The sequence below is a fragment of the Chitinophaga varians genome (assembly GCF_012641275.1).
GTDB classification, from domain to species: domain Bacteria; phylum Bacteroidota; class Bacteroidia; order Chitinophagales; family Chitinophagaceae; genus Chitinophaga; species Chitinophaga varians_A.
Genome location: NZ_JABAIA010000004.1, coordinates 566,531 through 587,666, shown reverse-complemented (window position 1 = coordinate 587,666; position 21,136 = coordinate 566,531). Strand labels below are relative to the sequence as shown.

18 protein-coding genes are annotated in these 21,136 nt (G+C 53.0%); 15 read left to right on the top strand and 3 right to left on the bottom strand.

Features of this window, described 5'->3' with window-relative positions; genetic code table 11:
- Positions 1-25: 25 nt before the first annotated feature.
- On the bottom strand, positions 26-823 hold the full coding sequence (locus tag HGH92_RS31750; protein WP_168874872.1) for a sulfite exporter TauE/SafE family protein: 798 nt from the start codon (positions 821-823) through the stop codon (positions 26-28).
- 68 nt (positions 824-891) lie between these two features.
- Entirely contained in the window at positions 892-1,539 is a 648-nt protein-coding gene (locus tag HGH92_RS31745; RefSeq protein WP_168874871.1) for a Crp/Fnr family transcriptional regulator, read from the bottom strand.
- A 136-nt stretch (positions 1,540-1,675) separates the two neighbouring features.
- Between HGH92_RS31745 and HGH92_RS31740 the strand changes: the two genes are divergently transcribed.
- From HGH92_RS31740 to HGH92_RS31700, 9 genes are all read left to right on the top strand, one after another.
- Entirely contained in the window at positions 1,676-2,074 is a 399-nt protein-coding gene (locus tag HGH92_RS31740; RefSeq protein ID WP_168874870.1) for an HYC_CC_PP family protein, read from the top strand.
- Positions 2,075-2,273: 199 nt separating this feature from the next.
- Positions 2,274-3,563 (top strand): efflux RND transporter permease subunit, encoded by a 1,290-nt coding sequence (locus HGH92_RS31735; protein ID WP_168874869.1) that lies wholly within the window; start codon positions 2,274-2,276, stop codon positions 3,561-3,563.
- A complete protein-coding gene (locus HGH92_RS31730) occupies positions 3,502-5,499 on the top strand; it encodes an efflux RND transporter permease subunit (protein ID WP_247655103.1) in 1,998 nt (665 codons plus the stop codon). The genes HGH92_RS31735 and HGH92_RS31730 overlap by 62 nt, the downstream gene beginning before the upstream one ends.
- Positions 5,483-6,793, top strand: a complete 1,311-nt coding sequence (locus HGH92_RS31725; protein WP_211092803.1) for a TolC family protein — start codon at positions 5,483-5,485, stop codon at positions 6,791-6,793. The genes HGH92_RS31730 and HGH92_RS31725 overlap by 17 nt, the downstream gene beginning before the upstream one ends.
- Entirely contained in the window at positions 6,771-7,964 is a 1,194-nt protein-coding gene (locus HGH92_RS31720) for an efflux RND transporter periplasmic adaptor subunit (protein WP_168874867.1), read from the top strand. Before HGH92_RS31725 ends, HGH92_RS31720 begins: the two co-directional genes overlap by 23 nt.
- A gap of 16 nt (positions 7,965-7,980) precedes the next feature.
- Positions 7,981-9,204 (top strand): efflux RND transporter periplasmic adaptor subunit, encoded by a 1,224-nt coding sequence (locus tag HGH92_RS31715; protein WP_168874866.1) that lies wholly within the window; start codon positions 7,981-7,983, stop codon positions 9,202-9,204.
- A 31-nt stretch (positions 9,205-9,235) separates the two neighbouring features.
- Entirely contained in the window at positions 9,236-9,790 is a 555-nt protein-coding gene (locus HGH92_RS31710; protein ID WP_168874865.1) for a DUF3347 domain-containing protein, read from the top strand.
- A gap of 23 nt (positions 9,791-9,813) precedes the next feature.
- Positions 9,814-10,452, top strand: coding sequence for a DUF3347 domain-containing protein (locus HGH92_RS31705; protein WP_168874864.1), 639 nt, complete (start codon positions 9,814-9,816; stop codon positions 10,450-10,452).
- Positions 10,453-10,516: 64 nt separating this feature from the next.
- The gene (locus HGH92_RS31700; protein WP_168874863.1) at positions 10,517-10,987 is read left to right on the top strand and encodes a heme-binding domain-containing protein; all 471 of its coding nucleotides are present in this window, start codon (positions 10,517-10,519) and stop codon (positions 10,985-10,987) included.
- On the opposite strand, the gene HGH92_RS31695 is transcribed toward HGH92_RS31700, so the two are convergent.
- Positions 10,980-11,450: a hypothetical protein gene (locus tag HGH92_RS31695; protein WP_168874862.1), complete on the bottom strand. Its 471-nt coding sequence runs from the start codon at positions 11,448-11,450 to the stop codon at positions 10,980-10,982. The genes HGH92_RS31700 and HGH92_RS31695 overlap by 8 nt on opposite strands.
- 108 nt (positions 11,451-11,558) lie before the next feature.
- Between HGH92_RS31695 and HGH92_RS31690 the strand changes: the two genes are divergently transcribed.
- From HGH92_RS31690 to HGH92_RS31665, 6 genes are all read left to right on the top strand, one after another.
- Positions 11,559-12,533 (top strand): helix-turn-helix transcriptional regulator, encoded by a 975-nt coding sequence (locus HGH92_RS31690; RefSeq protein WP_168874861.1) that lies wholly within the window; start codon positions 11,559-11,561, stop codon positions 12,531-12,533.
- Positions 12,534-13,047: 514 nt separating this feature from the next.
- Complete coding sequence (locus HGH92_RS31685) at positions 13,048-13,995, top strand: hypothetical protein (RefSeq protein ID WP_168874860.1); 948 nt, start codon at positions 13,048-13,050, stop codon at positions 13,993-13,995.
- Between the two features lie 161 nt (positions 13,996-14,156).
- Positions 14,157-15,344: an efflux RND transporter periplasmic adaptor subunit gene (locus tag HGH92_RS31680; RefSeq protein ID WP_247655102.1), complete on the top strand. Its 1,188-nt coding sequence runs from the start codon at positions 14,157-14,159 to the stop codon at positions 15,342-15,344.
- Positions 15,345-15,363: 19 nt separating this feature from the next.
- Entirely contained in the window at positions 15,364-18,534 is a 3,171-nt protein-coding gene (locus HGH92_RS31675; protein WP_168874859.1) for an efflux RND transporter permease subunit, read from the top strand.
- Positions 18,535-18,558: 24 nt separating this feature from the next.
- Complete coding sequence (locus HGH92_RS31670; protein ID WP_168874858.1) at positions 18,559-19,977, top strand: efflux transporter outer membrane subunit; 1,419 nt, start codon at positions 18,559-18,561, stop codon at positions 19,975-19,977.
- A 53-nt stretch (positions 19,978-20,030) separates the two neighbouring features.
- Positions 20,031-21,134: a sensor histidine kinase gene (locus HGH92_RS31665; RefSeq protein WP_168874857.1), complete on the top strand. Its 1,104-nt coding sequence runs from the start codon at positions 20,031-20,033 to the stop codon at positions 21,132-21,134.
- Positions 21,135-21,136 lie beyond the last annotated feature (2 nt).

Here is a 21,136-nt window from a genome sequence, read left to right as displayed (position 1 = left end):
TGACAATTGTTACAGAAGAGCATGTTTATTTCAATAATGTTTCCAGCAGGATGATGTAAACGCCCATGGCCAGTACAAACCAGCCGAAGCCTTGTTTCAGCCGCTCGCCCGGTATCCTCCGGGAAAGCAGTCCGCCTGCCAGCACCCCAGCCACCGCGATACCCGTCAGCGTCAGCAACAGCGTCCAGTTGATGGCTGCATGGCCGGTATCGCCCATAAAGCCGATCAGGGTGCTCATGGCCATGATCATCAGGGAGGTGCCGACCGCCGTTTTCATGGGCAGGCCTGCCATCATGATCAGCGCCGGAATAATCAGAAAACCACCTCCGGCGCCCAGCAGGCCTGTCACCAGGCCGATCAGCGTGCCATAGAGCGCCAGCCGCACTTTGCCGGCCATGTCCATTGGTGAAGGGTTCTCTGTTACCACCGCTTTCCCCCGTATCATGGAAAAAGACGCCAGGAGCATGAGCCCCGCGAACAATAACATGACGCCCAGCTCACGGGTGACCACAAAATCGCCGATGCTAAATAATGTCGCCGGAATAGCCGGCATTACAAAATGTCTTGTGAGCCATACCGCCGCAATGGACGGTACACCAAATAACAACGCCACCGGCACATTCACCTTCTTCTTCCGGTAGCTGCCCACCGCGCCTACCAGGCTGGTAGAGCCCACGATAAAGAGTGAGTAGGACGTGGCTGCCGCCGGCGTAATACCAAAAAGGTACACCAGTACCGGCAGCGTCAGCACAGACCCGCCACCACCGATGAGACCCAGTGATATACCTATCAATGCCGCTGCGATATAACCTATAATTTCCATTTGTTACACATTTGCTTTACTGTTCATACAAAAGTACGAACGCTTCAAAGCAAACTCTGTGACTTAGGTTACACAGGCAGTACTTCTATAGAATTCCTGTTGAGTTTGACAAAACCTTTCTGTTCCATTTTTTTAAGCAGGCGGGAAACGACTTCCCTGGACGAGTTGAGGTCGGCAGCGATCTCCTGGTGGGTTAATTTGAGCTCCTGTGTGCCCAGTTTGGTGGCCTGGGAACGGATATAGGATAAAAGACGCTCGTCCATGTTTTTAAATACCGTGCTGTCCAGTACGTTCAGCACCTCTTCGAAGCGGCGGCGGTAAGACTCGATCACGAACTGGTACCAGCTTTTGTAGTCTTTCATCAGCGCCTCCATATATCGCACGGGTATCATCAGTACCACGGAATCTTCTACGGCTTTGGCCATCACCTCACTGGCTTTACCGGAAGCCACGCATACCATGGAAATGGCACAGGCATCGCCCGGTTCGAGGTAATACATAAAAAATTCGCCTATATCTTCTCCCTCCCGGTATAATTTGATCCTGCCTTCCAGCACCAGCACCGTGTATTTGATATATTGGCCCTGCTGCATGAGCACCGTGCCGGCAGGCACTTCCTGCAAGGCCCCGATCTCCGACAGGTGAGCTTTCAAAGCATTGTCCAGGGAAGGAAAATGAGCATTGAGATAGTCCAGAATATCCGATTTAGCATCCATTGTACATGCGATATGGTTACAAGGTACAAAAAAGCCCGCGAACAGGAAGCAGTACAGATATCACCATAAAAAAATATAAAAAAACCTAAAATTATATAACAACCATACCGCTCCTTCCGGTTACTTTTGCTCACATATGAAGAAAGTCCTCACACTCCTGTTACTACTGCTGTACGTTGGCTCCTCCACGGGCGCCACGTTCCACATGCACTACTGCATGGGCAAGCTGGTGGAAGTAACGCTGTGGCATGGGGACAATAAAAAATGCAGTCATTGCGAAACAGACCTGAGCAAGGGATGCCCTAAAAAATGCTGCAAGGACGAACATAAAACGGTCAAACTGGAGAAAGACCAGAAAGTGACCGCTCAGGCCCTGCATTTTTTGCAGATGCCGGTGGCGGAAGTCCCTGTCAGCTACGTGCAGCTGCCCGCTGCCAAGGTAGTGTCGCTGGCAACCATACACCCGGTGGGCCATGCGCCACCCTACAGCAGTAAAGTACAGCCCTATATCCTGCATTGTATTTTCCGCGTGTGATACCCCTTCCTGCAGAACGGTAAGCCTGCCGTTACTGATTTACACCCTTTTATTACTTTTTTTCCGGGAGATAACCGTCCCTTTACGCTACGTGTAACCGATACCGTTATTCGGTTTACTGCTGCGCGTCGCAGTGTACGACAGACTTTGTACCCGCAGCGGTTTCTGTTATCTTCTGGTATCCATTGAATTAAGATATATGGTACATCGAATTATCGAATGGTCGCTGCGCAACCGCTTCATTGTGCTGGTGCTGGCCGCCGCCCTCTTTGCCTGGGGCATCTATGCCGTTAAAAAGAATCCTATCGACGCTATTCCGGACCTGTCGGAGAACCAGGTGATCGTCTTTACAGAATGGATGGGCCGCGGCCCCCAGCTGATAGAAGACCAGATCACCTATCCGCTGGTGACCAACCTCCAGGGATTGCCTAAAATCAAATATGTACGCGGCTCTTCCATGTTCGGCATGAGTTTTATCTATGTTATTTTTCAGGATGATGCAGACATCTACTGGGCACGCGAAAGAGTGCTGGAGAGACTCAGCACCGTGTCCCGCACGCTGCCGGCGGGCGTTTCACCGCAACTGGGGCCTGACGGCACCGGCGTGGGCCACATCCTCTGGTACACGCTCGACGCGCCACAGATGGACCTCGGCGAACAACGCGCACTACAGGACTGGTACGTGAAATTCGCCCTGCAAAATGTGGAGGGCGTGAGTGAAATCGCTTCCTTCGGCGGCTTCCAGAAACAATACCAGATCACGGTAGATCCCAACAAACTGCTGTACTACCGTCTCTCCGTGCCCGAAGTGATCAACGCCATCCGCACCAACAACAATGAATCCGGCGGCCGCAAATTTGAAATCAGCGACATCGGTTATATCATCAAAACTTCCGGCTACCTGAAATCCGCTGAGGAAATCGCCGACATACCCGTCAAAACACAAAACAGCATTCCCATACGCGTGGCCGATGTGGCTACCGTGCAGATGACCGGCGAAACACGCCTCGGCATCTTCGACCAGGACGGACAGGGAGAACGTGTAGGCGGCATCGTGGTCATGCGCTACGGAGAAAACGCAGCGGAAGTGATCGACCGCGTGAAAGCCAAAATGAAAGAAGTGGCCAAAGGTCTCCCGGACCAGGTGAGATTTGATATCGTGTACGACCGCGGACAGCTGATCAAAGAATCGGTGGACTCCATCAAACATACGCTGATAGAAGAAATGATCGTCGTGTCTGTAGTGGTGATCATCTTCCTTTTCCACTGGCGCAGCGCCCTCAGCATCATCATACAGATACCCATTACGCTGGCCGCCAGCTTCCTGCTGCTGAACGCCTTCGGCATCTCCTCCAATATCATGTCGCTCACCGGTATCGCACTGGCCATCGGCGTCATCGTGGACAACGGGATCATCATGAGTGAAAATGCCTACAAACATCTGGCTGAGCGGTACGCCAGCTGGCAGGAACAACAAAAAAACCAATAACATGAACTGGCTGAAAAAGATATTTAAAAAACCACCGCAGTGGATCAGCGAAGAAGAAAGGCTGAAAGTCATTGAGCAGTCAAGCAAACAGGTGTCCCGCGGCGTTTTCTTCGCCACCATCATCATCATCACCTCTTTCCTGCCGGTATTTATGCTGACCGGGCAGGAAGGCAAGCTCTTTCACCCGCTGGCCTATACGAAAACATTTATCATGATCATGGACGCCCTGCTGGTCATCACCCTCGCGCCTGTCCTGATCTCCTTCTTTATGAAAGGCAAGTTCCGGCCGGACAATGCCAATCCGGTCAACAGGTTCCTGGAACGCCTGTACGAACCGGTCATCAAAGGCGTATTAAAATGGCGTAAAACCACCATCGCAGTCAACGTGATAGCCCTGGTGATCACGATACCGCTGCTGAAAAGTCTGGGCAGTGAGTTTATGCCGCCGCTGGACGAACAAAGCATCCTGTTTATGCCCGTCACCCTCCCGGATATCTCCAATGCAGAAGCCAAACGTATCCTGCAGGTACAGGACAAAATCATCAAGTCGGTGCCGGAAGTGGAGAAAGTACTGGGCAAAGCGGGCCGCGCCAGCACCGCTACCGACAACTCCCCTATCAGCATGATTGAAACCATCATAATGCTGAAACCCAAATCGCAATGGCGCGAAGGCAAAACGAAGAAAGACATCATCGATGAGCTGGACGCCAAATTGCAGATACCCGGTGTAGTGAACGGATGGACACAGCCCATCATCAACCGTATCAATATGCTGGCCACGGGTATTCGTACAGACGTAGGCGTGAAAGTATATGGCCAGCAGCTGGACACTATTGCCGCTGTTTCCGAAAAAGTGAGAAAAGCGCTGGAAGGCACCCCCGGTATCACCGACCTGTACGTAGAACCCGTTACCGGCGGCAAATACCTCGACATCACCGTTCGCCGGGCCGACCTGGCCCGTTACGGCCTCAACGTAGACGATGTGAACCAGACCGTAGAAACCGCGCTGGGCGGCGCTCCCATCGGCAATACCATCGAAGGGCGGCAACGTTTCTCTATCAGCGTGCGCCTCGCACAGGATTACCGCAACAGTGTGGAACGTATCCGCCGCATTCCCATTATGTCTGCCACCACAGGCGAAGTTCCCTTGTCCGCCGTGGCCGATGTGAAATTCACCGACGGGCCGCCCATGATCACGTCCGACAACGCCATGCTACGGGGCGCCGTACTGTTCAACGTTCGTGGCCGTGACCTTGGCAGCACCGTACAGGAAGCCATCAACAAAATGGGCCAGGCACAAAACATCCTGCCACAGGGCTATTACCTGGAGTGGAGCGGTCAGTACGAAAACCTGATCCGCGGCCAGCAGACGCTGTTGTGGATTGCGCCCGTAGTGCTGATCATCATTTTCTTTTCGCTCTACTTCGCTTTCCACTCCATCCGCGAAGCTTTCCTGAGCCTGATCACCGTTCCTTTCGCCCTTATCGGTGGTGCCTATATGATTTATTTCTGGGGCGTTAACCTGTCCGTGGCCGTGGCCGTGGGCTTCATCGCCCTCTTTGGTATTGCGGTGGAAACAGGTATTGTGATGGTCATCTACCTCAACGATGCCATGCAGCAATTAGTGAAACAAAAAGGCAACAGCTCAGCGACTATCACGCGGGAAGACCTGCGGGTACACGTGATCTACGGCGCCGCCAAAAGGCTCCGCCCCAAACTGATGACCGTCTGCGTGTCCCTTTTCGGACTGGTACCGGTGCTATGGGCCAACGGTGTAGGCACCGATGTCATGAAACCCATCGTACTGCCGATGATCGGCGGCGTACTCACCTCGTCCACGCATATTTTGCTGGTCACCCCGCTGATCTTCCTCATGACAAAAGAATATGAATTGCGTAAGCACGGAAAACTGGAGATCCATGAAGTACATCACTAAATATAAATATGCGCAGGCAGAAACGCAAAGCAGCAAGGGCGCAAAGCGACTCACCTGGTTACTGATGCCGGTGATGGCTCTGATGATGCATGTGGCCAGCGCGCAGCAGGCGCCGGTATTATCGCTGCAAAATATTCTGCAGAAAATAGACAGCAACAACGTGTTACTGCAATCCTACGACCTGAAGGCGGAAAGTTACCGCCACAGCGCCGAGGCAGCCACCGCCTGGATGGCCCCCATGGTGGGCGCCGGCACCTTTATGACGCCCTATCCCGGCCAGATGATCATGGACGACCGCGACAAAGGCAACCTCATGCTGCAACTGGAACAGGACATTCCCAATCCGGCCAAACTGGCCGCCAAAAAGCGTTACATCGCTTCACAGGGCAATGTGGAAATGGCTACCCGCGGCATTACGCTCAACGAATTAAAAGCGCAGGCAAAGCGGTTGTACTTCACCTGGATAGTAGCACAACAAAAAATCCGCGTGTTGCAGGAGAATGAAAAAATCATGCAGACCATGGAGAAAATTGAAGAAGTGCGGTTTCCCTATAACCAGTCGCAGCTCAGCGGTGTCTATAAAACCGCGGCCAAACTGGAAGACAACCGCAACATGGTCCGCATGCAGGAAGGCACCATTGCCAAAGCGCGCTCCTGGCTCAACAGCCTGATGAACGCCCCCGGCAACCAGTCATTCGATATAGACACTGCTTACCAGCCGGTATTTGAGCAGGCATCGTCCTATGACACCGCGTCGCTGGCAGCCGTGCGGCAGGACATCCTGAAGATGAATGAAAGCATCCGGTCCATGCAGCTCAACGCAGAAGCCATGAAGCGGGACAAAAAACCTGACTTCAGGATACGCTTCGATCATATGCAACCGCTGGGTCCCGCGATGCCAAAAGCTTTCAGCGCCATGGGCATGGTCAGCATACCGATTGTGCCATGGGCATCCAAAATGTACAAGTCAGGCATTAAGTCCATGGAATACAGCGTAGCCGCCATGGAAAAGGAGAAGTCCGCCATGCTACAGGAAACGCAGGGCATGCTGTACGGCATGCAGTACGAAATACGTTCCATGCAACAGCGTATCAGCGCTATGGAAGACAAGATCGTGCCGGCGCTGCGGCAAACGCTGGACGCCGGTTTCCTGAACTACCAGGAAAACAAGCTGTCGCTTTCCGCTGTCATCGACTCGTGGGAGGCGCTGACAATGATGCAGTCCAATATTCTGGACGAGAAACTGAAACTCTATGAAATGATCGTGGATTATGAGAAACAACTATATCGTTAATATAAACATCCTGCCTGTTGCCGCACTGGTGCTGCTGGGCCTCGCAGCCTGCCAGCGTAAACCGGCGCAGACGCATGCTGCCGGTCACGCACAAACGCCGGACAGCAGCATTACCGCGCTGACGCAGCCCGTCAATGCCCGCGTGATTGCCACTATTCCGGTGATCAAAGCCACCAGCGGAACGCGCATCCATACGGCAGAAGTGAGCGGTGTCATCACCTATGATACCCGCCGGCAAACCAGCATCGCCAGCCGTGTAGGCGGCCGTATCGAAAGGCTGCTGGTCAAATACAACTACCAGCCGGTCAGCAAAGGGCAGTTGATCATGGAGATCTACTCCCCTGACCTGGCTGCCGCACAGCGGGAGCTGTTACTCGTAGCCAAACAGGATGGCCCGCTACTTTCCGCTTCCCGTCAACGGTTGCAGCTGCTGGGCATGCAGCCTGCGCAGATAGACCAGGTGTTGAAAACAGGGCGTATCCTTTACCGTATACCGGTATATAGTAACGCCAACGGCTATATCCTGGAGCAAAGCAGTGCCGCAGTGCCTACCGCTACGGCGCCTGCCGCCGCACCTGCCGGTGACGGCATGAGCAGCATGGGCGGCGGCAGCGCTCCCACAGCCGCTACGCCGGCGGCACCCGCCAATACGCCCGTGATGCTGCGGGAGGGGCAATACGTCAACGCAGGGCAGTCGCTGTTCACCATTTACCAGGCAGACAACCTCGTGGCGGAATTCTCTTTTCCTTCCACGCTGGCATCGAAAATAAAAACGCAGCAGCGCCTGTTGCTGTACCCGGTGCATGACAAAAACGCCATGCAACCCGGCACCATCGGGCTGATAGAGCCGGTATACCGCAACGGCCAAAACTTCATGTTGGCAAGGGTATACCTGGGCGCGCACCCTTTCCGCGCGGGCCAGCTGCTGACCGCCAGCATACCGCTGGTATACCACGAAGGATGGTGGCTGCCCGCCAAAGCCGTGTACCGCTCCGGCAATCAGTCGCTCGTGTTCCGGAAAACAGGGGGCGCCTTTACGCCGGTAGCTGTAACCACCGGCGCCACTGTAGCCGGCATGGTACAGGTAACTTCCAACATCGCCGGCTGGGAAGTGGCTTCCAACGCCGCCTACCTGGTAGACAGCGAAAGTTTTATCAAAACCAATCCATAGTGTAAAACATCAAACCATGGAAAGAAAAAATTTCTTACGCAATATATTCCTGGTGTCACTTGCTCCTGCGGTATTGCTGGCGGCCTGCAAGGAAACCGGCAAACCTGCGGCACAAGCAGGGCCACAGCCCACGTTCACCTGTCCTATGCATCCGCAGATCGTGCAGAACAAACCCGGCACCTGCCCTATCTGCGGCATGGACCTGGTACCGTTCGACAAAAACAACAAGGACCATTCACTCACGCTGGACAACAGCCAGATAGCGCTGGCCAATATCACCACCGTCACCATTGGCGCCGGCAACCTGGCAGGTTTTAAACAGCTGAACGGCCGCCTGGCCACCGATCCGGAGAAGACCAATATCATCTCCAGCCGCGTGCCCGGCCGTGTGGAAGTGCTGTACGTACGCGAAACCGGTGTCAAAGTCACCAAAGGACAACCGCTGTACCGCATCTATTCCGAGCAGCTGGCAGCGCTGCAGCAGGAATACCTGCTGGCGGCCGCGCAGGCGCGGCAGTTTCCCGATGATGCCCGTTTTGCGCAGATAGAAAAAGGCGCGCGGCAGAAGCTGTCGCTGTATGACCAGTCCGACGCCGCTATTCAGCAGCTGTTGCAGTCCCAGAAAGTCAATCCCTATGTGACGTATCCCGCCACACAAAGCGGCGTAGTGTCCGAACTGTCTGTCACCGAAGGGCAGTATGTGGCCGAGGGCGGTCCGGTGATGCGCCTCGAAGGCTATCAGCAGTTGTGGGTGGAAGCGGACCTCTACCCTGCGGAAGCCGATGCAGTAAAACCCGGACAGACCGTTAAAGTAATGGTGGCCGGCTGGGAGCAGGAGCCGCAGCAGATGACTGTCCAGTTCATCAACCCTGCGCTGCAAAGCGGCAGTCAGCTGATGCAGCTGCGTGGCACCATCCCCAATCCCGACAACCGCTGGCAGCCGGGCCAGCAGGCCAATATACTCCTGCCTGTTAAAAGTAAAAACGACGTACTGACGTTACCGGTAGATGCCGTTATCCGCGATGGTAAAGGCACGCATGTGTGGATAGAAAAAAGCAAGGGCAAGTTTGAACCGCGCATCGTCACTACCGGCATAGAGAACTACGATGCCGTAGAGATAGCAGACGGGCTGACCGCCGGTGATAAAGTAGTGGTGACCGGCGCCTACCTGCTGTACAGCGAGTATATCCTCAAAAAAGGCGCAGACCCGCTGGCAGCAGCTGCCAGTCATCAACATTAAAAAACCTACTGTTCATCATAAAAATCAACACATGACATCATTCGTTAAAGCGGGCATTCCCGTACTCTCGGCCCTGGTGCTGGCCGCCTGCGGCAACAGCGCCACCACCGGTAACAGCACAGACACGTCCCGTCAGCAGCAGCCGGAACAGGCTATCGCCGCTGCCGCACAGCCGGCAGCCCTTCAGCTGAAAGATGATCAGCTGAACGCCGTGTACCAGCAATACCAGTTGCTGTCGCAGGCGCTTGTCAACGGCGACGCCGGCGCAGCGCGCATTGCAGCCAATGCTATTGAAACAGGCGCCAAAGACCTCGCCGGCGGTACACAGACCGCCAGCACCGCAGCCGCCATCGTGTCGGCAGCAGATATTGAAGCACAGCGCACCGCCTATGCGTTGCTCAGCAATGAGCTGATTGCGCTGGTGAAAAAATCAGGCGTCAGCAGCGGCGCCCTGTATGTGGATTTCTGTCCTATGGCCCTCAACGATAAAGGCGGCTACTGGCTGAGCACTGAGAAAGGTATTCAGAACCCGTATTTCGGTGAACAGATGCTCACCTGCGGAGAAATAAAAGAAACTATTCACTAACACTAACGTATACGTACACACGCATGAAAACGATTATCACCAGCACACTGGCAGTAGCCACACTGGCCTTTGCCGCCTGCAACAACCAAACCGCCACTCATGAGGGCAGTCACACCGACAGCACCGCCACCGCGCATCATCATGATGCCGCACCTGCCACCGCTGCGGACGTAACCACCATACAGCCGCAGTTCACCGATGTGGACCCCGCTATGGCCACCGCCATGAAAGGCATCGTGGACGGCTATCTGCAACTGAAAAACAGCCTCGCCGCCGATGACGATGCCGCCGCTGCCAAAGCCGGCGAAACGATGAGCGCCGCCCTGGCAAAAGCAGACGTCTCCCGCCTCACGGCAGACCAGAAAAAAATCTATCTCAACAATGAAGAAGACCTGAAGGAACACGCCGAACATATCAGCAAAAACGCCGGTAACATCGCGCATCAACGGGAACACTTCGTGATGATGAGCGACGATATGTATGAACTGGCCAAAGCCTTCGGTGGGGGCCAGCCCCTGTACCGCGCCCATTGCCCCATGTATGATCAAAATAAAGGCGCTTACTGGCTGAGTGAATCCGCCACGATTAAAAATCCTTATATGGGCAGTAAAATGGCCGGCTGTGGTGCTGTAAAAGAATTGATAACACCAGGGAAACAATAAACAGGTCCACTTATTTTCTTATATTTGAAACAGCCCCGGGGCCAATGCCCCGGGACACTTACTTATGAAAAAGGGAAAATTAATCGCGGGCATATTGCTGCTCATCTTCGCCGGCATACAGCTTTTCCGGCCGGCTAAAAACCTGGGAAATGACCAGACAGCAGACATTAGCCGGGTAATCCCCACGCCGGACAGCATCCATGCATTATTACAGGCAGCCTGCTATGACTGTCACAGTAACTATACGCACTATCCCTGGTACGCGGAGATACAGCCTGTGAGCTGGTGGCTGGCAAATCATGTCAACGAAGGCAAGAGAGAACTGAATTTCCATGAGTACGGAAAATATACCCCTAAGCGGCAGCTGCATAAGCTGAAAGAAATGAAAGAACAAATCACAGAAGGCGAAATGCCGTTATCTTCCTATACCCTGATCCACAAGGAAGCCATATGGACACCTGCCCAGCAACAGGCGGTCATCACCTGGATAGACAGCGCCATGGCAAAGATGAGCGTCCAGGCACCCGTCAGGTAAATTTCAATACGCCACAAGCAAAAATAGCCAGCAGCAGCAACAGCTGGATAATGTAGAACAGGTTCAGACGGCCTTTCAGCGGTTCAATGGACGCGCTGATGTTCTCGCCCGATGTGGCCGCCTGCAATACCGGCTTCATCTTCAGGCCCAGCCTTCTACCCAGTATCCCGTTGAGGATCACCAACAGAAACATGATCATTTTGATCCTGAACCAGAGCTGTTCCCCATAGGTACCATGTACCAGTGCCATCATCATGGTGCCCGAGAGGAGCAACAATAACATCCCTATGCCCATCGCCACCGGAAAGCGGGCCGTCAGGTCCAGGATAGCCACTGCCCTTACCCTGTCGGACGCATAAATCTTCCAAAACCGCCGGTTCGCCATAAATCCTGCCAGTACGATACCGGACACCATCGCCAGCCCGGTAATATGCACCAATAAACTCAATAAATAGGTGTTCATCTTAACTTGATTTTATACCGACAAAGGTCTGTACCACCGGCCTTTTCCGTTTATATTAAAAGGAGCCTTATTTATATAAAAAGGAATTAGATTTGTAAAAAAAGTACCATGCCGATGGAATGGGACGCCGCCGGAAACGGACGGCAAAAATTCAATGCTGACGAACCGGACATCTATACGCCGCAACTGCATGAAAAGTCATCAGAAGTATCGGCGCCGTTTGGCCAGGGAAAAATTTCCACCTGGCAGTTCGACGGTATCCGCATGATCCGGAGCAACTGGGAGTACAGCAGCCGCAGCCAGTTGACCTGGCAAACCGAAGCTGATATGGTCCACCTGCATTTCATCATGAAAGGGGACCTGCTCATGGAGCCTATTGACGGGAAGACGCCACTGCACTTTACCACCAATACGCACAACATGCTGTATAACAAAATGGTGCCGGGAGTACTGAACATCCAGGAGCTGGAAGCTTCCGCTTTTATACTCCAGTTTTCCAAAGACCTCTTTCTTCAACTGACAGAACATTCCGATGAAGTGCTGCAACGCTTTGCCGATAAAGTAATGAACGGCCAGCGCAGCACGCTTTCTCCCCGTTCCATGCCCATTACGCTTCCCATGCAGCAGACCATCAACGCCATCCTGCATTGCGGCTACCAGGGCGGTATTAAAAAGATGTTCCTTTTTTCCAAAGCCATTGAGATGCTGGTATTGGAAGCTGCTGCCTACCAGGAACACCATCACGCCAAAAACTCCGTGGTACGTACTCCCTATGACCGCGACCGGCTGCACTTTGTCCGTGAGCACCTGTCACAAAACCTGGAGAACCCTCCCACCCTTTCTGCACTGGCCAAACTGGCAGGGCTAAACGAATACAAATTAAAACACGGCTTTAAAGAGATGTTCCATACCACTGCATTTGGCTTTGTAGCCGAACAGCGGCTGGAACTGGCCCGCACCTACCTGCTGGACCAACATAAAACAGTTGGCGAGATTGCGACCATGCTGGGATATTCGTCTATTCAACATTTTAGTGCCGCTTTTAAAAAGAAGTTCGGCTGCTCGCCTAATAAAGCACGATGATATAGCTATGACCTTACGTAGACTATTGCCCTATATACTGATTGTGATATTGTTTGCCGGGACGTACTGGGTGACGATGGTGATTCCTGACAATTGGTTTGATGAAGGATACTATCATATCTATCGACAAAGAATACAACTACAAGTAACCCTTTTGGTAATGCTGATGCCAGTGTTTCTATTCCTGGTAAACTTACTGGAAATACTGACTGTTGATGGTCCCACGTTTCCCGGCAGGCTACTGAAATCCCTTTCTGCAATAACATTGAGTTATCTGGTGATGGCCGGGACCTGGTATCTTTCCTGTCAACCGAATGCCAATTTGTTCGGACACCATCGCGTATCTCCACATTTCAACTGCATCATTTCGATATTGTTTACAGTTTTTCTTATCGTTTGCCTTGAAATATCACAGCGTATAGTGTTTCATTTTATTAAAAAGGCCACCGTTGACCGGTTTATTCCGGGGTGGCTCCGGATGGACGACATCAATCCATAACCCATATATTGTAATATGAAAAGAATCACATTTACCTTATTCCTTGCCAGCATCTTCATTCAAGCGATAGCGCAGACCACTGAAAAGAAGGACGACGCCGGCCAATCCGGCAGTAGTGCCCATCCCGGCTTTTTTGAGACTCTGGCGCCTGTAAACTATCCTTCAGGCGCCTCCGGCTGGTGGCATTTACTGGATGTAAGGCATTCGAACAATGACATTAATTTTTCCATGCAATTCTCCGGCAGTTTTTTTGACCAACAATTGTTTTTCCGAAAAACCAACAACTCACCTACTACGCCTTGGTCAAGAGTATTGCTGGAGTCAGGAGGTAAAGTCGGGCTCAACGGTGTTAGTCCCCGTGCCACCCTCGACATGGGCACAGTTGCCTCAGAGACTCTGACAAGCGTTTTTGGCAGGCTGCCGGAGGGCGATGGCAATGGTGACGGGACCTATCTCGGTATTCGTACTTTCAGGACACAACCCGCCAACGTCGTGTCTTTTGCGTTAGAACATCAGTTTTATGGCGTTCAAAACACCGCCATCAACTTCTACCGGGGAAGTTCCATGGCAGATGGTTACATCACTTTCACCACGCTTACCGGTAAGGAACGAATGCGTATCGATCCTCATGGCAACATCGGTATTGGTACAGCCTCCCCACAGTCGCTGCTGGCGGTTAACGGTACCATTACGGCTCAACGGGTAAAAGTCACTGCCACAGGATGGCCCGATTTCGTGTTCAGTAAAAGCTATGTCCTGCCTTCCCTTGATACCGTAGAAGCCTTTATTTCCCGGCACCAACATCTACCGGACATTCCTTCTGCCGCCACCATCGAGAAAGAGGGAATGGACGTAGCCGCCATCAACACTAAGCTGATGCAGAAAATAGAAGAGCTCACCCTATACCTCATTGAACTTAAAAAGGAAGTGGAAACGCTCAAAAAGAACCAGCAGAAGCCTTAAGTGCCCCTAACTGATTTATCAAGACCGCCTCCACTGGCGGTCTTTTTTCATTCCCCCTATTTTCCGGTTCACCCTCCTTTTTTTCCGGTTCATCCGGATTGTCGGTCTGTACACGCCTGTAATAGCACACATTTGCCCTCTATAAAGAAAAAATGATGGCAATGACACACCCAAAAAGCAACATAAGCAGACATCTGATCCCGGGGCTGATGATAGCCTGCCTGTTGCCGGCCGCCCTCAGCAGCTGCGGCAGCAAAGCCGGAGCAGAAGCTGCCGGAATGGAAGCTCCCGTGCCCGAACTGCCGGTAATGACTTTAGACACCACCACCGCGATGACCACCAACGATTACTCCGCACTGCTGGAAGGAAAGGTGAATGTCGACATCCGTCCACAGGTGGATGGTTATCTCGATAAAATATTTGTCGATGAAGGCAGCTATGTGAAAGCTGGCCAGCCGCTGTTCCAGATCAATGACCAGACCTACCGTGAGCAGCTCAATAAGGACATCGCCAGTCTGCATGCCATGGAATCCGCGCTGAATGCGGCCCAACTGGAAGTGGACAAAGTTAAACCGCTGGTAGACAACAAAGTGATGGCCGAGATGCAGTTAAAAACAGCCCTCGCCACGCTACAAACGGCCAAAGCCAATGTGGAACAGGCCAAAGCAGCGGTAGCCTCCTCCCGTATCAATGTGGGTTTTACTTTGGTGAAAGCGCCGGTAAGTGGTTACATCGGCCGTATCCCCAAAAGAATCGGCAATCTTGTAGGTAAAAGCGATGCAACGCCGCTCACCACCCTGTCTGACATTAGCGAAGTATATGCGTATTTCTCCATGAGTGAAAACGACTTCATGAACTTCAGCAAAGGTGCGTCCGGCGCCACTTTACAGCAGCAGTTGAAACAGCTGCGCCCTGTAACGTTAATCCTCTCCAACGGAGAAGCCTTCGCACATAAAGGACGTATCGAGATGGTAGATGGCCAGTTCAACAAAACCACCGCCGCTATCAGTCTGCGTGCCACTTTCCCTAATCCGGCTTCCCTGCTGCGTTCCGGCAATACCGGCAAAGTGCGGGTAGAACAATTGTACAGTGGCGTGATACAGGTGCCGCAGGCCGCCACCCTGGAATTACAGAACAAAGTGTTTGTTTACCAGGTGGGAGACAGCAATAAAGTGGAACGCCGCATCCTTGATCTGGCTGGCAGAAGCGGAGAAAACTTCATCGTGCACGAAGGGGTGAAAAAAGGCGACAGGATCGTGACTGCCGGTATAGAAACCCTGATGGAAGGCGCCGTGGTGAAACCCGCCGCCAGCAGTAAAGATACCGCTGCCACAGCAGCAGTGAAATAAATCCAAAGCAATACAAGTCATGCTCAATAAAATTATTCAACGACCAGTACTCGCCACCGTGATATCGGTGATCCTGGTGATCCTGGGCATCGTAGGCCTTACCCGCCTGCCGGTGACCCAATTCCCCGACATTGCGCCGCCCAGCGTTATGGTAAGTGCCAGCTTCCCCGGCGGTAACGCAGCCACCGTACTGCGTTCGGTAGTAACACCACTGGAAGAATCCATCAACGGCGTGGAAAACATGACCTATATCCAGTCCACCGCCAGCAACGACGGCACCGGCTCTGTCACCGTTTTCTTCAAACTGGGCACCGATCCTGACCAGGCCGCGGTAAACGTACAAAACCGCGTAGCCCAGGTAACCAGCCAACTGCCTCCTGAAGTAATACAGGCCGGCGTTACCACCACCAAACAACAGAACGGGATGATCATGATCCTCGACCTGGTGAGCGACGATAATAAAAAATACGACGAAGCTTTCCTGCAGAACTATGCCAAGATCAACGTCATCCCCGAGATCAAACGTATTCCGGGCGTAGGCCAGGCGCAGATCTTCGGCGCCAAGGACTACTCCATGCGCGTATGGCTGAAGCCTGAACAGCTGTCGGCCTATAACGTTACGCCTGCCGAGGTGATGAACGCTATCCGTGACCAGAGCCTGGAAGCCGCTCCCGGTAAGTTCGGGGAAGGCTCCGACGAACCACTGTCTTTCGTTATCAACTATAAAGGGAAATTTAATCTCCCTGAACAATATGAAAAGATCGTTATCCGCGTAGCGCCCGACGGTTCTGTGTTGTACCTGAAAGACCTCGCCCGTATAGAGCTGGGGTCCGCCAACTACTCCACCGATAACCGCGTGAACGGCAAAGATGCCGTGACCATGGCCATCTTCCAGACCAACGGGTCCAACGCCAACGCCATCCAGACCAGCATCGGCGAAGTAATGGAAAATGCGTCCAAACTGTTCCCCAAAGGGATACGTTACAATATAACCATGAGCACCAAAGAGCAGCTGGACATCTCCATCAAACAGGTAAAATCCACGCTGATAGAAGCATTCGTGCTGGTGTTTGTGATCGTGTTCCTGTTCTTACAGGATTTCCGTTCCACCCTGATCCCTGCCATCGCGGTACCGGTATCGCTGGTAGGCACCTTCTTCTTCCTGCAGATGATGGGCTTTTCCATCAACATGCTGACGCTCTTTGCATTGGTGCTGGCCATCGGTATCGTGGTGGACGACGCCATCGTGGTAGTGGAGGCCGTGCATAGTAAGATGGAACGATCGCACCTGCCGGCCAAAGCCGCCACCATGTCCGCCATGGGCGAGATCACCGGCGCTATCGTGTCCATCACCCTGGTCATGGCCGCCGTGTTCCTGCCGGTAGGTTTTATGGAAGGACCAACAGGTGTGTTTTACCGGCAGTTTGCCTTCACGCTGGCCATCGCCATCCTGATCTCCGCGCTGAACGCGCTGACGCTGAGCCCCGCATTGTGTGCCCTCTTCCTGAAGAACACCCACGCCGGCGAAGGCACAGATGATGGCAAAGCCGCCGCCCCAAAAGGATTTGCAGGCCGTTTCTTCACCGCGTTCAACTCCGGTTTTACAGCACTGACCAATAAATACGGCCGCGCGGTAAAATGGCTGATCTCCTATAAATGGGTGGGCCTTGGTTTACTCGGCATCATTACTGCGGCCACCGTATGGCTGATGCAGACCACGCCGAAAGGTTTCATCCCCAACGAGGACGGCAGCTTCGTGGCCTACTCCCTGTCGCTCCCTCCGGGCGCAGGCCTGGACAGGACCACACAGGTACTGCACCGTGCAGACGACATCCTGAAAAAAATGTCCTTCGTAGAATCCGAGACCAGCATCTCCGGTTATAACATTCTGAGCAACGGCGCCAGTCCCGCTTACGCGATGGGCTTTGTGAAACTGAAGCCTATCAAGGAACGCGGCGACACGAGCGATATTAACCACATCGTGGCCGTACTTACCGAACAACTGGCGACCATCAAGGAAGGCACCTTCAGTGTGTTCACCTTCCCGACAGTGCCCGGCTTCGGTTCCTTCAGCGGCCTGGAACTGGTACTGCAGGACCGCACCGGCGGCCCCGTGGAGAAGTTCAGCGAAACAGCCAATAAGTTCATCGGTGAACTGATGCAGACACCCGAGATAGGCGTGGCCTTTACCATGTTCAAGGCGGATTTCCCGCAATACGAACTGATGGTGGACGCCGTAAAAGCCAAACAGCTGGGCGTGAGCGTGAGCGACCTGATGATGACCATGCAGACCTACTATGGTAGTAACCAGGCCAATGACTTCAACCGGTTTGGTAAATATTACCGCGTGATGGTACAGGCGGAGCCTAAGTCCCGCAGCAATCCCGGCAGCCTCGAAGGTATATTCGTGAAGAACGACCAGGGGCAGATGGTGCCGGTGAACAGTATCATTACCCTGAAGAAAGTATATGGCCCGGAGATGATGAACCGTTACAACCTGTTCAACTCCATCGCCATCAATGCCATACCCAAACCGGGTTACAGCACCGGCGACGCCATCAGGGCCGTGGAAAGACTGGCAGCTACCAAACTGCCTACCGGCTTCAGCTACGAATGGACCGGTTTGAGCAAGGAAGAAAAAAGCGCCGGCAACCAGATGGTGTTCATCTTTATCCTGGCGCTGGTGTTCGTATACTTCCTGCTGGCAGCGCAATATGAAAGTTACCTGTTGCCGCTGGCCGTACTGTTGTCCATCCCTACCGGTATTTTAGGCGTATTCCTCGCTATCAACATGGCCGGTATCGATAACAACATTTATGTGCAGGTAGGCCTGGTGATGTTGATCGGCCTGTTGGCCAAGAACGCCATCCTGATCGTTGAATTTGCCGTACAGCGGCGCCGTGCAGGCAAAACGCTCCTGTCGGCCGCCCTGGAGGCTGCCAAGCTGCGTCTCCGTCCGATCATCATGACATCGCTTGCCTTTGTGGCCGGTCTGATACCGCTGATGATCGTAAAAGGTCCGTCAGCCCTGGGTAACCACTCCATCAGTATCGGCACCGCCGGTGGTATGTTGTCCGGTGTTATCCTCGGTGTGTTCATCATCCCGGTATTATTTATCGTGTTCCAGTACCTGCAGGAGAAAGTCTCCGGTAAAAAACCGGTAGCGGTCAAAGAAGCCGTAGCGGTATAAACACTTTTAAAAATTCAGTATACAATGACTACCAATAAATCACTGTTGTTCGCTATTGCCGTGCTTTCCAGCACGGTGATGGCCTGCAGGGTGGGCAAAGAGTTCACCAGACCGGCTACCGCGGTACCCGCCCAATACCGGGACATGGCCGCTCCGGCAGACAGCAGCAATATCGGCCAGCTGTCGTGGAAGACCTTCTTCACTGATCCGGCGCTGCAAACGCTGATCGACAGCGCCATCGCCCACAACTTCGACATACAGACCGCCCTGAAAAATGCGGAGATCTCCGCACAAACGCTCAAAACCGCCAGGCTGGGCAATCTGCCGGACATCAACCTGCAGATACAGGCCAACCGCAGCTACCCGTCCAGGAACAGCCTGAACGGCTCCATGGCCGACCAGTTTATGGGTACCCGTTATATGGACGATTACAACGCTAATGTCAGCCTGAGCTGGGAAGTTGTGGCCTGGGGTAAAATCAGCCGGATGAAAGAAGCCGCCCTGGCTGGTTACCTCGCCAGCAATGAAGCCGCCCGCGCTGTGCAGACCCGCATCGTGAGCGAAGTAGCGCAGGGGTATTACAACCTGTTGATGCTGGACCAGCAACGCGACATTGCCGCCAGAAACCTGGCGCTGAACGACAGCACCCTGTCGATGATGCAGCTGCAGTACCAGTCAGGTATGATCAACAACCTGGCCATCGAACAAACCGCCGCGCAGCGGCAGGTGGCCGCCGCCCTGCTACCCCAGCTGGAGCAGCAGATCATACTTCAGGAAAATGCGTTGAGCATCCTTACCGGCACGCTGCCCGCCAGCGTAAGCCGCAGCAACCGGCCTTCATCCGTTGTCACCGGCAGCCCCCTGCAGGCAGGCGTTCCTGCCAGTCTGCTCAGTCAACGCCCCGACGTACAGGCAGCCGAAATGGCCGTAAAAGTGGCCAATGCCAAAGCAGGCATCGCGCAGGCCAGCATGTACCCGGCCCTGAACATTACCGCCACTGCCGGCCTTAACACGTTTAAAGCCAGTAACTGGTTCAGCATACCAGGCAGCCTTTTTGAAACAGTAGCCGGCAGCATCACGCAGCCGATCTTCCAACGGAAGAAGTTAAAGACAGATTGGGAAATAGCTAAAATTGAATGGGAAAAAGCAGCCATCGACTTCAGAAAATCGGTATTGACAGCCGTTGGAGAAGTATCAGACGCCCTCGTGAAGATCGACAAACTCAAAGCGCAACAGGAGATGACGCAACTGAGGGTGGACAAGCTGCATAGCGCGACCAAAAACGCCGGCTTACTGTTTCAAAGTGGCATGGCCACCTACCTGGAAGTCATCACCGCCCAGAGCAATGTACTGCAAAGTGAGCTGGACCTCGCTTCCGTACAACGTGCCCAACAAAGCGCCGTAGTGGAACTTTACCGCTCCCTTGGCGGCGGCTGGAAATAGGTATCATATGATTACTTTATATTTAGGCCCAGTTGAAGCACTAAAAACAAGCAATGACCAAAAATAACAGAGCAGAAAAAATGTTCAACAGGTATTACCGGATATTTATCATTCCGATGATATTTCTCCTGTATTACCTGTTGTCCTACCTGGTAAATCCTTACAGCGAGTCATGGACCAAGATGTTCAAACAGAGCTGGAAGGACTGGATGACAGAGATCACCATTATGATGATCTTCTGCTGGCTGATCACGGAGCTGAGCCTGATCACCGCCCGGTGGATGGACCGGTGGATTCCCTGGGAGCGATGGCCTATCCGGCGTTTCATTGCTCAGCTCTGTGGCCAGATCATCTCCGTAGGTGTATTGCTGAGTATTTTTTACGTGATCCTCTCACTTATATTCGGGCCGAGGGAGAACGAGCCGGTCACCGTACCGGAAAAGCTGGAAGAGTGGCAGTTCGTCTTTGTGTGTGTCATGTTATCGATTTTGATCAGCGCCGTACATACCGGCAACTATTTTCTGCAACGCTGGAAAACCTCCATGCTGGAGGCTTCTGAGCTGGAACTCAAAGCTGCCGATTTACGGCAGATAGCCATGCAGTCGCAGCTGCAGTCCCTCAAACTACAGCTCGACCCGCATTTTATGTTCAATAATTTCAGTACGCTGTCTGCATTGATAGAAGAAGATAAAACCACAGCGTTGTCTTTCCTCGAAAACCTTTCGCGTGTGTACCGGTATATGATCGTCAATCTTCCCAATGATATTATCACGCTGAAAGAAGAGCTGCGTTTCATACAGGCCTACATCTACCTGATCCGCATACGGCATGGTGACAATGTGGACATCCGGATTGACGTGCCGGATGATATTACCGGCCGGGGCATCCCTCCTATCACGCTGCAGCTGCTGATAGAGAATGCCATCAAACATAATGTGGCCACCGGGGACCATCCATTGCACATTCATATTTATCAGAACGAAGAAGGAAAATTAACTGTCAGCAATAACACGCAGCGTATCCCCAATGTGATACCCTCAACCAAACTGGGCCTGGAAAATATCCGGAACCGTTATGCCCTGCTTTCCGACCAGGCACCCGATATCAAAGAAGAAAACGGGATGTTTATGGTGATGCTGCCCTTACTGGACTTTTAAAA